Source organism: Micromonospora chokoriensis (assembly GCF_000718555.1).
Lineage (GTDB): Bacteria > Actinomycetota > Actinomycetes > Mycobacteriales > Micromonosporaceae > Micromonospora > Micromonospora chokoriensis_B.
Window position 1 is genome coordinate 746,955 of record NZ_JOAN01000001.1, and the last position, 12,661, is coordinate 759,615.

The 12,661-nt window shown below is 68.7% G+C and carries 14 protein-coding genes; 11 read left to right on the plus strand and 3 right to left on the minus strand.

Annotation, left to right across the window (positions count from 1 at the left end; translation table 11 throughout):
- The first annotated feature begins 15 nt into the window (after positions 1 to 15).
- Entirely contained in the window at positions 16 to 345 is a 330-nt protein-coding gene (locus IF46_RS0103515) for a hypothetical protein (protein WP_030486801.1), read from the plus strand.
- A gap of 458 nt (positions 346 to 803) precedes the next feature.
- Positions 804 to 1,061: a WhiB family transcriptional regulator gene (locus IF46_RS0103520; protein WP_007455784.1), complete on the plus strand. Its 258-nt coding sequence runs from the start codon at positions 804 to 806 to the stop codon at positions 1,059 to 1,061.
- A gap of 72 nt (positions 1,062 to 1,133) precedes the next feature.
- Here the strand turns inward: IF46_RS0103520 and IF46_RS0103525 are convergent, their stop codons facing one another.
- A complete protein-coding gene (locus tag IF46_RS0103525; protein ID WP_030486802.1) occupies positions 1,134 to 1,589 on the minus strand; it encodes a metallopeptidase family protein in 456 nt (151 codons plus the stop codon).
- Between the two features lie 153 nt (positions 1,590 to 1,742).
- Between IF46_RS0103525 and IF46_RS0103530 the strand changes: the two genes are divergently transcribed.
- A complete protein-coding gene (locus IF46_RS0103530) occupies positions 1,743 to 2,117 on the plus strand; it encodes a DUF3499 domain-containing protein (RefSeq protein ID WP_030486803.1) in 375 nt (124 codons plus the stop codon).
- A gap of 362 nt (positions 2,118 to 2,479) precedes the next feature.
- On the opposite strand, the gene IF46_RS0103535 is transcribed toward IF46_RS0103530, so the two are convergent.
- Positions 2,480 to 3,826, minus strand: a complete 1,347-nt coding sequence (locus IF46_RS0103535) for an aspartate aminotransferase family protein (protein WP_030486804.1) — start codon at positions 3,824 to 3,826, stop codon at positions 2,480 to 2,482.
- Between the two features lie 770 nt (positions 3,827 to 4,596).
- On the opposite strand from IF46_RS0103535, the gene IF46_RS0103540 reads away from it, so the two are divergent.
- Both IF46_RS0103540 and IF46_RS0103545 read left to right on the plus strand, forming a co-directional pair.
- The gene (locus IF46_RS0103540; protein ID WP_030486805.1) at positions 4,597 to 5,340 is read left to right on the plus strand and encodes a DUF5753 domain-containing protein; all 744 of its coding nucleotides are present in this window, start codon (positions 4,597 to 4,599) and stop codon (positions 5,338 to 5,340) included.
- A complete protein-coding gene (locus tag IF46_RS0103545) occupies positions 5,331 to 5,534 on the plus strand; it encodes a DUF397 domain-containing protein (RefSeq protein WP_084597733.1) in 204 nt (67 codons plus the stop codon). The genes IF46_RS0103540 and IF46_RS0103545 overlap by 10 nt, the downstream gene beginning before the upstream one ends.
- A gap of 82 nt (positions 5,535 to 5,616) precedes the next feature.
- Here the strand turns inward: IF46_RS0103545 and IF46_RS0103550 are convergent, their stop codons facing one another.
- Positions 5,617 to 6,129 (minus strand): Lrp/AsnC family transcriptional regulator, encoded by a 513-nt coding sequence (locus IF46_RS0103550; RefSeq protein ID WP_030486807.1) that lies wholly within the window; start codon positions 6,127 to 6,129, stop codon positions 5,617 to 5,619.
- A 160-nt stretch (positions 6,130 to 6,289) separates the two neighbouring features.
- Here IF46_RS0103550 and IF46_RS0103555 point away from each other — a divergent pair, with 160 nt between their 5' ends.
- The 6 genes from IF46_RS0103555 to IF46_RS0103580 all read left to right on the plus strand — a co-directional run bounded on the left by IF46_RS0103555 (position 6,290) and on the right by IF46_RS0103580 (position 12,626).
- Positions 6,290 to 7,474 carry a polyamine ABC transporter substrate-binding protein gene (locus tag IF46_RS0103555; protein WP_030486808.1) on the plus strand — a complete coding sequence of 395 codons (1,185 nt, stop codon included), beginning with the start codon at positions 6,290 to 6,292 and terminating at the stop codon, positions 7,472 to 7,474.
- Positions 7,474 to 8,631 (plus strand): ABC transporter ATP-binding protein, encoded by a 1,158-nt coding sequence (locus IF46_RS0103560; protein ID WP_157562531.1) that lies wholly within the window; start codon positions 7,474 to 7,476, stop codon positions 8,629 to 8,631. Before IF46_RS0103555 ends, IF46_RS0103560 begins: the two co-directional genes overlap by 1 nt.
- A complete protein-coding gene (locus IF46_RS0103565) occupies positions 8,628 to 9,536 on the plus strand; it encodes an ABC transporter permease (protein ID WP_030486810.1) in 909 nt (302 codons plus the stop codon). Before IF46_RS0103560 ends, IF46_RS0103565 begins: the two co-directional genes overlap by 4 nt.
- A 55-nt stretch (positions 9,537 to 9,591) precedes the next feature.
- Positions 9,592 to 10,398, plus strand: coding sequence for an ABC transporter permease (locus tag IF46_RS0103570; protein ID WP_030486811.1), 807 nt, complete (start codon positions 9,592 to 9,594; stop codon positions 10,396 to 10,398).
- Complete coding sequence (locus IF46_RS0103575; protein ID WP_030486812.1) at positions 10,398 to 11,579, plus strand: saccharopine dehydrogenase family protein; 1,182 nt, start codon at positions 10,398 to 10,400, stop codon at positions 11,577 to 11,579. Before IF46_RS0103570 ends, IF46_RS0103575 begins: the two co-directional genes overlap by 1 nt.
- Before the next feature lie 270 nt (positions 11,580 to 11,849).
- Positions 11,850 to 12,626 carry a G5 domain-containing protein gene (locus tag IF46_RS0103580; protein ID WP_232233919.1) on the plus strand — a complete coding sequence of 259 codons (777 nt, stop codon included), beginning with the start codon at positions 11,850 to 11,852 and terminating at the stop codon, positions 12,624 to 12,626.
- Positions 12,627 to 12,661: the final 35 nt, after the last annotated feature.

Genomic DNA, 12,661 nt, shown 5'->3' on the forward strand with positions numbered 1-12,661 from the left:
CGCGGGAGTGAGCGGATGCACGATCACACGTACGGGCCGTCGGAGACCGGGAGTGTCGTCCTCGATCTGGGCGGCGACACCGGTGCCCTGATCATCCACACCGGCCAAGATCTACACGGCCGGGAGATCGAGATCAGTCGGGACGACGATCGGCGGGTCCACTCGGCGGTGCGCGAGCGTCGGGTGCGGGACGGCTCGTTCCACAGTGCGGTCTATCCCGATCTGCCGAGCGGAATCTATACCGTCTGGTGGGACGACCGTACGCCTGTCGGCACAATTTCTGTCCACGGTGGACAGATAGCCGAGTTCTCCTGGCCGAGCAGCGGTTTCGAGGCCGTTGGCTGACCTCGACGCAGCGGTTTTACCCTCGTGCCCCGTCCACATCGTGGACGGGGCACGAGTGCTGTCCGGAGCGAGGCGGGCAGTCTGCGCCGCGCCGCGTTAACCTTTCCCCCACCAAGATCAGCTTGGCGGTGGAGGTGTCTGGCGCCCTCCGGTCGACGACTCGTCGGGGAAGCGCCACGGCAGAAAAGTCGGGCAACTCGCCGGAGAGGGCGTTACTCGGCCGGGGTCTGAATCGATAGGGCAGGTTGCGAGGCTGGACGGCCCGAGTGGTCGTCCGGGGGTGTCGGGAGGGCGACTCCATTATCAAGTTTGGCTTGACGGCGCACGCATTACACGCGTGTAATTTGAATGGGGTTGTTCGCACGGAACGCAACAAAACGGGACCGGACGGACAAGCACGCCTTTCGCGTGGGGGGTTGCAGCGGCGATGACGCCGGTGCGCGACAAGGAGGCATTTGATGGACGGCCAGCTTGAGGTGGCCGACCTGCTCGGAAACGCGCCGGAGTGGCAGGAGCGAGCGTTGTGCTCGCAGACCGACCCCGAGGCGTTCTTTCCCGAGAAGGGCGGCTCGACCCGCGAGGCGAAGCGGATCTGTTCGCGCTGCGAGGTCAAGACCGAATGCCTCGAATACGCTCTGGGTCACGACGAGCGGTTCGGCATCTGGGGTGGGCTCTCCGAGCGGGAGCGGCGCAAGTTGAAGCGGCGGGCCGCCTGAGCGGTGCGAGGTCGAGGCGGTGGGGGCCGCCCGACTCTCTCCCGCTCTCCCGCGCTCCGCGTGGAGGTCGGCTCAGGCGAGCTCGTCCGGGTCTACCCCGAGAAGGTTCGCCACCTGTTCGATGATCACGTCATGGACGAGATCGGCGAGGTCCTCACGGTCCATCGCCCGGAACTCCAGGGGCCGTCGGTACAGCACGATCCGCGGCGGCACCTCCTGGCGACCCGGGCGGCCGGGCAGCAGCCGGGCCAGCGGGACCTCGCCGTCCTCCAGCACGTCGGAGTCGTAGACGTTCAGGTCCGGCGGGACATCCTCGACCGCGAACTCGACCCCGGCCAGCTCCTTGGCGAACCGGCGCTCCAGCGTCTCGACGGTGTCGAGGACCAGGTCGTCGAAGACCTCGGCCTTGGTCCGCGCCAGCGGCACGGTGGCCGGCACCAGTCGCCCGCGCAGGCCGCGCCCGTGCCGGTCACGATGCGCACGCCGGCCGGAGCCGGGGCGGCGGTGTTCCGGGCTCGGGCTCGTCATGAGGCAAAGGGTAGCGCCCCTGTCGGGCTGGTCAGCGGCAGCGCCGCTCGCATGGCGCGCCGCGCCCAGGATGGTCAACTGTGATCACCGCGACGGGCGTGTCGCAACGCGAAGCGTCGCGCCGGACCCGGTAATGGAGATACCCTGCCGCACGTGAGGTCACCACGGCGCTGCTCCCGTAACGGCTGCCCCCGGCAAGCGGTCGCCACATTGACCTATGTCTACAACGAGTCGACAGCGGTCGTGGGGCCGCTGGCGGCGTTCGCCGAGCCGCACACGTACGACCTGTGCGAGCCGCACGCCCGCAGCCTGACCGCACCGCGGGGCTGGGACGTCGTCCGGCACGAGGGCGAGTTCGAGCCGCCGCCGCCCACCACGGACGACCTGGTCGCGCTGGCCGAAGCGGTACGCGAAGCCGCCCGCCCGGCCCCCCGCCCCCCGGAGCCGGACCCGAAGCAGAGGCACCACGAGAACCCCCACCAAACCGGCCGCCGCGGCCACCTCCGAGTAATCCCCCCCAACCACTAACCCCGCCGGGTGCCCCGCGCACCCCTGGGCCCTGGCCCCCTGGCCCCCTGGCCCCCTGGCCCCAAGATCGCACTCGATCCTGGTTGTAGTGGTCTCCCGGCGTTCGCACCCCACTGTTTCCGTGTTCGAGCGCGATCTTGCGGGGCCATCCGTCGGACGGTGGGGGATTTGTCCTACCTGCGCGCCGGCCCCGCGAGCAAGGCGACGCATCGCCGCTCCCAGCCCGGCCCGCCCCGGCTCCCGGTGCTCCCGCCCTTCCCGCGTTCCCGCCCTTCCCGCGTTGATCAAGAGGTTTCGGTCAACATTCGGCGCGTTCCTGACGCAAACCTCTTGATCAACACAGGTGGGGTGGGTGGTGGGGGTTAGAGGCGGGTTGAGGCTTCGGTTAGGACTGTGCGGAGGATTTGTTCGATCTCGTCGAAGTGTTGCTGCTCCGCGATCAGCGGCGGGGCTAGCTGGATGACGGGGTCGCCTCGGTCGTCGGCCCGGCAGTAGAGGCCCGCCTGGAACAGCGCGGTGGAGAGGAAGCCGCGCAGCAGACGCTCCGACTCGGCCTCGTTGAAGGTTTCCCGGGTCGTCTTGTCCTTGACCAACTCGATGCCGTAGAAGTAGCCGTCGCCGCGGACGTCGCCGACGATCGGCAGGTCGTACAGCTTCTCCAGGGTGGCCCGGAAGCCGTCCTCGTTGGCGCGTACGTGCCCGATGAGGTCCTCGCGGGCGAAGACCTCCAGGTTGGCCAGGGCGACCGCGCAGGAGACCGGGTGCCCGCCGAAGGTCACCCCGTGGGCGAACATGCCGGTCTCGGTGAGGAACGGCTCCATCAGTTGGTCGCTGGCGATCATCGCGCCGAGCGGGGCGTACCCGGAGGTGATGCCCTTGGCGGTGGTGATGATGTCCGGCTGGTAGCCGTAACGCACCGCGCCGAAGTACTCGCCCAACCGCCCCCACGAGCAGATCACCTCGTCCGAGACGAGGAGCACGTCGTACGCGTCGCAGATCTCGCGTACCCGCTGGAAGTAACCCGGCGGCGGCGGGAAGCACCCGCCGGAGTTCTGCACCGGCTCAAGGAAGACCGCGGCGACGGTGTCCGGCCCCTCCCGTTCGATGGCCCGCCCGATCTCGTCGGCGGCCCAGCGGCCGAACGCCTCGGGGTCGTCGCCGTGCTCGGGTGCCCGGTAGAAGTTCGTGTTCGGCACCTTGATCGCGCCTGGCACCAGTGGTTCGAAGTCGCTCTTGATGCCCGGTAGGCCGGTGATCGACAGGGCGCCCATCGAGGTGCCGTGGTAGGCGATGTACCGGCTGATGACCTTGTACTTGTTGGGCCGACCGGTGCGCTTGAAGTAGGCGCGGGCCAGCTTCCACGCCGCCTCGACGGCCTCGGAGCCGCCGGTGGTGAAGAAGACCCGGTTGAGGTCGCCGGGGGTGAGTGCGGCGATCTTCTCGGCCAGCTCGATGGCCTTCGGGTGCGCGTACGACCAGAGCGGGAAGTAGGCCAACTCGCCGGCCTGCTTGGCGGCAGCCTCGGCCAGCTCGGCGCGGCCGTGCCCGGCGTTGACCACGAAGAGCCCGGCGAGCCCGTCCAGGTAGCGACGGCCCTGCGCGTCCCACACGTACGCGCCCTCGCCGCGCACGATGGTCGGCACCTCGCCAGCGGAGTAGCTCGCCATCCGGGTGAAGTGCATCCAGAGGTGGTCGGTGGCGTTGGCCATGTCAGCCCCATCGGTCGTCGGGCCGGTCAAAGGGGTGAGGCCGGCCGCTCTGCCAACGGTTATCGCACAGTCTCGGGGCCTGGGGCAAGTGTTATCGGCGGCATGATGGTCGGTAGGCAACGGATTCAGCGTGCAAGCGTGATAGATGCAACGGAATCCGCACTGGTGTCTCGGTCGGTCGATCGTTGGCCTGCGGCGGTCTGAAGGGTGCTGTTGGCTGCCTTCGGAGCTGAATCGTTTGCGACATCAGGGTCGCCCCGCCCGGGGCCACGCATGTCGGCCGCGTCGGGGAGGCTCGTCGCCGGGTCCCGCTTGCCGATCGTTTACGACATCAGCTCCACAAAGCGCCGGGCCCAGTGGTGGTGCCGCCCTTGGCCGCTGGCTCGATCCACTCGGGTTCGCTGATGTCGCGGTGTCGGGGCGTGCTTGATACCGCGACTTCAAGAAAACGGAGTGGATCACGCGCGCGGCCGGGGCGGTGGGGCGGTCGGGCGGTGGGGCGGTAGCGCGGTAGGCGATAGGGCGACGCGGGCCTTGGCCGCTGGTGGGACACCTTGGGGGCGGTCGGGGGGCACCCTGGACGTGCGCCAACACGTCTCACCGCAACACGCCGGTAGGCCGCAGACACGGCCACGCAGCGTGGCTATCGTCCGCCGCAACGTGCATCGAGCGGCGTCGCAGTGGGTCCGGCGGGCGGTGCCCGGGAGAGAGGCCGCGGCACCGAGGAGCAGCGGGAGGGTCTGGTGGCGAACGAAGCGTTGCGGGTGGCGATGGCCGAGGCGGGGGAGACGGTGGAGTCGTTGGCCGAGAAGGTTCGCGTCGACCCGAAGACGGCGGGTCGGTGGCTCGCGTCGGGGCGCATTCCGCATGCGCGTACCCGGATCGCGGTTGCCGAGGTTCTGCGCCGGGACGCGGCCGATCTGTGGCCGGAGCCGTTCCGCCGTCGGGACCTGCCGTGGTTCCGGCCGTGGGCCGAGCTGGAGCAAAGTGCCACCGACATCCGGTGGTATGAGCCGCTGCTTGTGCCGGGCCTGCTTCAGACCGAGGGGTACGCCCGGGCGGTCCTGAGCACCGGCGGGCTGGTCGCACCGTCCGAGGTGGACCAGATCGTGGCGGGCCGCCTCGAACGGCAGGCGGTCCTTTGCCGCGATGCCCCACCCCAACTGGTGGCGGTGATCGACGAGGTGGTGCTGCGCCGGCCGGTCGGCGACGGGTCGGTGATGGTCGGGCAGTTGGCGCACCTTGCAAGAGTGGCCGAGTGGGAGCACGTGCAGGTCCGGGTGATTCCGGCCGAGAGCCCGTGGCACACCGGCCTGGCCGGGCCGTTCATTCTGGGGCGGCTGCCCGACGGGACGGAATTGGCGTATCTCGACAACCAGCTCCGCGGTCAGGTCGTGACCGATCCGCTCGACGTCGCTAGCCTGGGACGCAGGTGGGAGAGCGTCACCGGTGAGGCGTTTCCCCAACGACGGTCGATCGAGCTGATCAGGGAAGTGGCCACGACATGGACATGACCGACGCCCGTTGGCGCACCGCGACCCGCAGCAGCAACAACGGCGGTGCCTGCGTCGAGGTGGCCGACAACCTGCCCGGCCGGGTGCTGGTGCGCGACAGCAAGAACCGCGAGGGCGGCACCCTGACCTTCGCGCCGACCGCCTGGACGTCGTTCGTCGACGCGGTCGACACGGTCCGGAAAACGCGCTGCTGATCCACTCGGGATCACGGAAACCGGGGCATCAGGGTGGCCTGGACACCCCGACTTCCGGAAAGCCGAGTGGATCAAGGGATGCTCAGGCCGTACCCCAGCTGTAGGTCTGCTTGCGCAGCTTGAGGTAGACGAACGCCTCGGTGGAGAGCACCCCGGGCACCGCGCGTAGCCGTTGCAGGATCTCCAGCAGGTGGTCGTCGTTGCGGCAGACCACCTCGGTGAGCAGGTCGAACGACCCGGCGGTGATGACCACGTAGTCGACCTCGTCCAACTCGGCGAGCCGGTCCGCGACCGTCTCCAGGTCGCCGTCGGTACGCAGGCCGATCATCGCCTGCCGGAAGAAGCCGAGTTGGAGCGGATCGGTCACCGCCACGATCTGCATCACGCCGGAGTCGAGCAGCCGCTGCACCCGCTGGCGGACCGCCGCCTCGGAGAGCCCCACCGCCTTGCCGATCGTCGCGTACGGGCGGCGGCCGTCCTCCTGGAGCTGCTCGATGATCTGCTTGGCCACGTCATCCAGCAGAGCGTGATTGGCGCCTTCACGGACAGCGACGCGGCGACCGCCGTTGCTGTTCTCGTGCTGCCGGTTTGTCATCGTCCGCTCCCCGTGTGCCGAATCATGATGTCGCGCGTGTATCCACGCGTAGTCTGGCGTATTTCGTCGTGCATCGCTATTCCCGCAACGGAATCACTTGTAAGAGAGGTTTCCTCATGTCAGGATCAGTCGTCCATGGCACTGACCCTTAGGAGTCGTCATGCGTACTCCCCTCCGGCCCCTCTCCCGGCGTGGACTGCTCAGCGGCACTCTCGGATCGGCCGCCCTGCTCACCATGGGCGGCAGCCTCGCGGGCTGCGGCACCAAGGGTGCGCAACAGACCGAGGCTGGCTGCGTCAGCGAGGACCTTTCCGGCACCGAGAAGAAGCTTGCCTTCTCCAACTGGCCGCAGTACATGGACGTGGACGAGAAGGACGAGTCCAAGCGACCGAGCCTCGACGAGTTCATCACGAAGACCGGCATTCAGGTCACCTACACCGAGGACATCAACGACAACAACGAGTTCTTCGGCAAGGTGCAGAACCAGCTCGCCGCCTGCCAGAGCACCGACCGCGACCTCATCGTGCTGACCGACTGGATGGCGGCCCGGATGATCCGGCTCGGCTGGATCCAGAAGCTCGACCCAGCGAAGATCCCGAATGTGCAGGCCAACCTGCTTCCGTCGCTGATCAACCGCCCCTTCGACACCGAGAACCGGATCTCCATTCCGTGGCAGTCCGGGCTCGCCGGACTGGCGTACAACGGCAACGTCACGAAGGAACTGCGTACGGTCGACGAACTGCTCACCCGCCCCGACCTCAAGGGCAAGGTGACCGCGCTCAGCGAGATGCGCGACACCATGGGCCTGCTGCTCGGTTCCAATGGGCACGACCCGGCCAACTTCACGCCCGCGCAGTTCGACGACGCCCTCAACAAGCTCAAGAAGGCCGTCGACTCCGGGCAGATCCGCAAGTTCACCGGCAACGACTACGCACCCGACCTGGCCAAGGGTGACATCGCCGCGTGCATCGGCTGGTCCGGCGACATCATCCAACTCTCCGGTGAGGACGAGAAGGTGCGCTTCGTCGCGCCGGACTCCGGCGTAATGCTCTACAGCGACAACATGATGGTGCCCAACAAGGCCACCCACCGGGCGAACGCCGAGCAGCTCATCAACTACTACTACGAGCCGGCGGTAGCGGCGAAACTCGCCGCGTACGTCAACTACATCTGCCCGGTCAAGGGCGCTCAGGCCGAGATGGAGAAGATCGACCCAGAGTTGGCGGCCAACCCGCTGATCTTCCCCGACGAGGCGCTGCTGTCGAAGTCCAAGGTGTTCATGGCCCTGGACGAAAAGCAGGAGAAGGAGTACGAGGGCAAGTTCCAGCAGGTCATCGGGGCGTGATGAGGATGGCGCCCGAGACACCCGCCGGCGACCTGCGGTTGGCCAACCTCACCAAGCGGTTCGGCGTCTTCACGGCGGTCGACGACCTGAGCCTGACCATCGGGCAGGGCTCGTTCTTCGCGCTGCTCGGCGCGTCCGGCTGCGGCAAGACCACCACGCTGCGGACGATCGCCGGCCTGGAGGAGCCGACCAGCGGCCAGGTGCTGCTCGGCGACCGGGAGATCACCCGGCTGCGGCCGTACAAGCGCCCGGTCAACACCGTCTTCCAGAGCTACGCGCTCTTCCCGCACCTGAACATCTTCGAGAACGTCGCCTTCGGGCTGCGCCGACGCGGCATCCGCTCGGTCGACGACGAGGTCACCCGGATGCTGTCGCTCGTGCAACTCGACGGCTATGGCAACCGCCGCCCCGCCCAGCTCTCCGGCGGTCAGCAACAGCGGGTCGCGCTGGCCCGCGCGCTGATCAACCGGCCGCAGGTGCTGCTGCTCGACGAGCCGCTGGGCGCACTCGACCTCAAGCTGCGCCGCCAGATGCAGATCGAGCTGAAGCGCATCCAGACCGAGGTCGGCATCACCTTCGTACATGTCACCCACGACCAGGAGGAGGCAATGACCATGGCCGATACCGTCGCGGTGATGAACGCCGGCCGGATCGAGCAACTCGGCGCTCCGGCCGACATCTACGAACTCCCCGCCACCGCCTTCGTGGCGAACTTCCTCGGCCAGTCCAACCTGCTCGCCGGGGAGGCCACCGGCGCAAGCGGTGGCGACGTCGCGGTGACGGCGCACGGTGCGCGCTTCGCGGTGCCCGCGAGCCGGTCGCGGGCCGAGCACGGTCCGGTCCACCTGGGGGTACGCCCGGAGAAGCTGATTCTGGTCGGCTCCGCCGACCAGGTGCCCGCTGGGCATCAGCACGTCACCGGGGTGGTCACCGACGCCTCCTACGTGGGGGTCAGCACGCAGTACCTGCTGCGTACCGGCTGGGGCACCGAGTTGTCGGTCTTCGCGGCCAACAGCGGGACGTCGGCGCGGGTGGCGGTCGGCAGCGAGGCCGTGGCGTACTGGGATCCGCAGCACGCGTTCCTGCTGCCCCGCGACGCCGCCGACACCGATCGAACATCGCCGGTGCTCGACGAGCCGGTGGGTGCGTCGTCGTGACCCTCCTGGCCCCCACCGGATCGGGGCGCCCGCCACCCGCGCCACCGGCAGCCCGGTCCGGGCGACGCGGGCTCCTGCCGTACCTCCTGTTGTTGCCGGGTGCGGCCTGGCTGTTCGTCTTCTTCGGTGTGCCGCTGGCGCAACTGGCGGCGGCCAGCCTTTACGACCCCAGTGGCTCGCTCGCCACCGGGTACGCCATGACCTGGGCGTTCAGCAACTACCCCGACGTGGTGCAGGCCTACTGGCCGCAGTTCCTGCGCTCGTTCGGCTATGCCGGGCTGGCCCTGGTGCTGGCGCTGCTGCTGGGTTACCCGTTGGCTTACGCCATCGCGCAGAAAGCGGGCCGCTGGAAGAACCTGCTGCTGGTGTGCGTGGTCGCGCCGATGTTCACCAGCTTCCTGGTTCGCACGCTGGCCTGGAAGACGATCCTGTCGGACAACGGAGCGCTCGTCGGTCTGCTGCGTGACGTGCACCTGCTCGCCCCGGACGGTCGGCTGCTGGCCACTCCGTTCGCGGTGGTGCTCGGCCTGACGTACAACTTCCTGCCGTTCTTGGTGCTGCCGCTGTACGCGAGCCTGGAGCGGCTGGACCCCCGGTTGCTAGAGGCGGCCACCGACCTGTACGCGAGCGGAGCGCAGGCGTTCCGTCGGGTGACGCTGCCGCTGTCCATGCCGGGTCTGGTCGCCGGCACGCTGCTGTTCTTCATCCCGGCCAGCGGCGACTACATCAACGCGGAGCTGCTCGGCACCCCGAACGAATACATGATCGGCAACGTCATCGACTCGGCGTTCCTGGTCCGGCTGGACTACCCGCAGGGCGCCGCGCTGTCGTTCCTACTGATGGCGGCGATCCTCGCGGTGGTCTTCGGCTATCTCCGTCGCGCCGGCACGGAGGAGGTCCTGTGAGCGCGAGGAGCGCAGCGCAGCGGAGCCCCGCAGTCGCGAACGAAAGGCGGCTCTGATGAGGATCTCCCGCTGGTTCGCCGACCGCTGGGTGATGATCGTGGCGTTGCTGGTGCTCGGCTATCTGGCGTTGCCGATCCTGGTGGTGGCCGCGTTGTCGTTCAACCGGCCGTCGAGCCGGCTGTCGTACGACTTCAACGAATTCACCCTGGACAACTGGCGGCAGCCCTGCGCCACCTCGGACATGTGTGACGCGGTCGTGCGCAGCGTGCAGATCGGCTTTCTCGTCACAGTGGTCGCCACCGTGCTCGGCACCCTGATGGCGTTCGCGCTGGTCCGGCACCGCTTCCGAGGCCGGTCCGGAATCAACGTGCTGATCTTCCTGCCGATGGCCACACCGGAGCTGGTGATGGGCACGTCGTTGCTGGCCCTGTTCGTGTCGGCGGGCGTGCCGCAGGGTTTCTGGACCATCGTGATCGCGCACGTGATGTTCTGCGTGTCGTTCGTGGTGGTCACCGTGAAGGCCCGGCTCGCCGGGATGGACCGGCGGCTGGAGGAGGCCGCCATGGATCTCTACGCCAGCGAGTGGCAGACCTTCCGGCTGATCACCCTGCCGCTGGTGCTGCCCGGCATCGTGGCCGCCGCGTTGCTGGCCTTCTCGCTGAGCTTCGACGACTTCATCATCACGAACTTCAACGCCGGCACCACAGTCACGTTCCCCATGTACGTCTGGGGCGCTGCCCAGCGTGGCATCCCACCGCAGGTCAACGTGGTCGGCACCGCGATGTTCGCGGTCGCGCTGCTGCTTGTGGGGCTCAGCTCGCTCCGTACTCGTGCTCGTTTCGGTTTGGGGTCTGATTCCTGATGCGTGTCCTCCTCGTCGGCGCCGGTGGCGTCGGCTCCGCCGCCGTATCCATCGCCGCCCGACGAACCTTCTTCGAGACCATGGTGGTCGCCGACCACGACCCCGCCCGCGCCGAACGTGCGGTCGCCGGGCACGGTGACCGCTTCGTCGCCGCCCAGGTGGACGCCGCCTCGGCCGACGCGGTCACCGCGCTGTGCCGGGAGCACCGGATCACGCACGTGCTCAACGCCGTCGACCCGCGGTTCGTCATGCCGATCTTCGATGGTGCGTTCGCGGCCGGCGCGGACTACCTGGACATGGCGATGTCGCTGTCGCACACCGAGACCGGTGTGAAGCTCGGCGACGAACAGTTCGCGCTGGCCGACACCTGGTCGGCGGCGGGTCGGCTGGCGCTGTGCGGCATCGGGGTCGAGCCCGGCCTCTCCGACGTGTTCGCCCGCTACGCCGCCGACGAACTCTTCAGTGAGATCGACGAGATCGGTGTCCGGGACGGGGCGAACCTCACCGTCGACGGGTACGACTTCGCACCCTCGTTCTCGATCTGGACCACCATCGAGGAGTGCCTCAACCCGCCGGTCGTCTGGGAGCGGGACCGGGGCTGGTTCACCACCGAACCGTTCTCCGAGCCGGAGGTCTTCCACTTTCCGGAGGGCATCGGGCCGGTCGAGTGCGTAAACGTCGAGCACGAGGAGGTGCTGCTCATCCCGCGCTGGGTCAAGGCCCGGCGGGTCACCTTCAAGTACGGCCTCGGCGACGAGTTCATCGGGGTGCTCAAGACACTGCACAAGCTCGGTCTCGACGCGGTCGCCCCGGTGCGGGTACGCGGTGTCGACGTCTCCCCGCGTGACGTGGTGGCCGCCAGCCTGCCCGACCCGGCCACCCTCGGGGCTCGGATGCGCGGCAAGACCTGCGCCGGCACCTGGGTGCGCGGCCTCGGCCTGGACGGGCAGCCCCGGGAGGTCTACCTCTACCACGTGGTCGACAACGAGTGGTCGATGCGGGAGTACGGGCACCAGGCGGTGGTCTGGCAGACCGCGGTCAATCCGGTCGTCGCGCTGGAGTTGCTCGCCACCGGCGGGTGGGCCGGCGTCGGGGTGCTCGGGCCGGAGGCGCTGCCCCCGATGCCCTTCCTCGACCTCCTGAACGGCTACGGCTCACCGTGGGCCATGGAGGAGCGGTAACCCGCCCTGGCTGACGGCATCGCGACAGATCCGGTATCGACATCGGACTTTGGTCGGCAACCGGTTCAGTGCGTGGTGGTCTGCGGCTTTTGTAGACTCTGGTACCCGCACGATCGGCTCTGCCCCACCGGCCTGGAGGGTTGCCGCGCCTGCCGACTCGTCGCCCGAGGGTGCGCCCACCGATCCTTACCGCCGGGCGAAAGGCGCAGGTGACGAGCGCGACGGTGGATATTGCACGCTGTGTTTGCGACGACACTCATCGCCGTGACGATGCAACCACCACAGAACCCGGGGCCGCCGTACCCGCCGTCGTTCGGCCAGGCGCCCCGACCGAACTGGTTCCGCCGGGCCAGCCCCGCCAGCCGAGTCGCCGTGATCCTCGGCTCGGTGACCCTGTCGATCCTGCTGCTCTGCTGCACCGGCACCGCCATCATCGGCGCGTTTACCGGAGCGGACCCGGAGCCGACCCGGACCGGCACCGCCGCCGAGGAGGCGCAGCAGCCGATCCTGGCGACCCCCGGCGATCCGACCGAGGAGGGGTCGCCGGTCGCCGTGCCCTCCGGCACGCCTTCTGCCGCACCCTCCACCGTGCCGCCGTCGGTCACACCGAGCCAGACCAGCGCGACATCCACGCCCGTGGTGCGGGTGACGACCGTGACGGAGCAGGCCACGATCCGGTACAGCGAGCGGACCGTCAAGGACTCGTCGCTGGCCGAGGGCAAGCGGGCCGTGCGCACCAAGGGCGTGAACGGCGTCCGCACCCTGACGTACGAGGTGACCATCACCGACGGGGTACGGACGGCGAAGAAGCTGGTCAAGTCCACCGTGACGAAGCAGCCGGTGACCCAGGTCGTCGCCATCGGCACCAAGAAGCCGCAGACGTCCAAGTGCGACCCGAACTACAGCGGCTGCGTCCCGATCGCCAGCGACGTCGACTGCGCGGGCGGCAGCGGCAACGGCCCCGCCTACGTAAGCGGACCAATCAGAGTGATCGGCAGCGACATCTACGACCTAGACCGCGACGGCGACGGCACCGCCTGCGACTAACCCCCCCCGCCCCCGCCCCCACCCGCCCCCCACCC

Excerpts from the sequence above, each read along its gene's own strand:
- IF46_RS0103580 (WP_232233919.1), top strand. The coding sequence starts at position 11,850 with ATGCAACCACCACAGAACCCGGGGCCGCCGTACCCGCCGTCGTTCGGC.
- IF46_RS0103570 (WP_030486811.1), top strand. The coding sequence starts at position 9,592 with ATGAGGATCTCCCGCTGGTTCGCCGACCGCTGGGTGATGATCGTGGCG.
- IF46_RS0103515 (WP_030486801.1), top strand. The coding sequence starts at position 16 with ATGCACGATCACACGTACGGGCCGTCGGAGACCGGGAGTGTCGTCCTC.
- IF46_RS0103555 (WP_030486808.1), top strand. The coding sequence starts at position 6,290 with ATGCGTACTCCCCTCCGGCCCCTCTCCCGGCGTGGACTGCTCAGCGGC.
- IF46_RS0103560 (WP_157562531.1), top strand. The coding sequence starts at position 7,474 with ATGAGGATGGCGCCCGAGACACCCGCCGGCGACCTGCGGTTGGCCAAC.
- IF46_RS0103550 (WP_030486807.1), bottom strand. The coding sequence starts at position 6,129 with ATGACAAACCGGCAGCACGAGAACAGCAACGGCGGTCGCCGCGTCGCT.
- IF46_RS0103575 (WP_030486812.1), top strand. The coding sequence starts at position 10,398 with ATGCGTGTCCTCCTCGTCGGCGCCGGTGGCGTCGGCTCCGCCGCCGTA.
- IF46_RS0103520 (WP_007455784.1), top strand. The coding sequence starts at position 804 with ATGGACGGCCAGCTTGAGGTGGCCGACCTGCTCGGAAACGCGCCGGAG.
- IF46_RS0103535 (WP_030486804.1), bottom strand. The coding sequence starts at position 3,826 with ATGGCCAACGCCACCGACCACCTCTGGATGCACTTCACCCGGATGGCG.
- IF46_RS0103545 (WP_084597733.1), top strand. The coding sequence starts at position 5,331 with ATGGACATGACCGACGCCCGTTGGCGCACCGCGACCCGCAGCAGCAAC.
- IF46_RS0103525 (WP_030486802.1), bottom strand. The coding sequence starts at position 1,589 with ATGACGAGCCCGAGCCCGGAACACCGCCGCCCCGGCTCCGGCCGGCGT.
- IF46_RS0103540 (WP_030486805.1), top strand. The coding sequence starts at position 4,597 with ATGGCCGAGGCGGGGGAGACGGTGGAGTCGTTGGCCGAGAAGGTTCGC.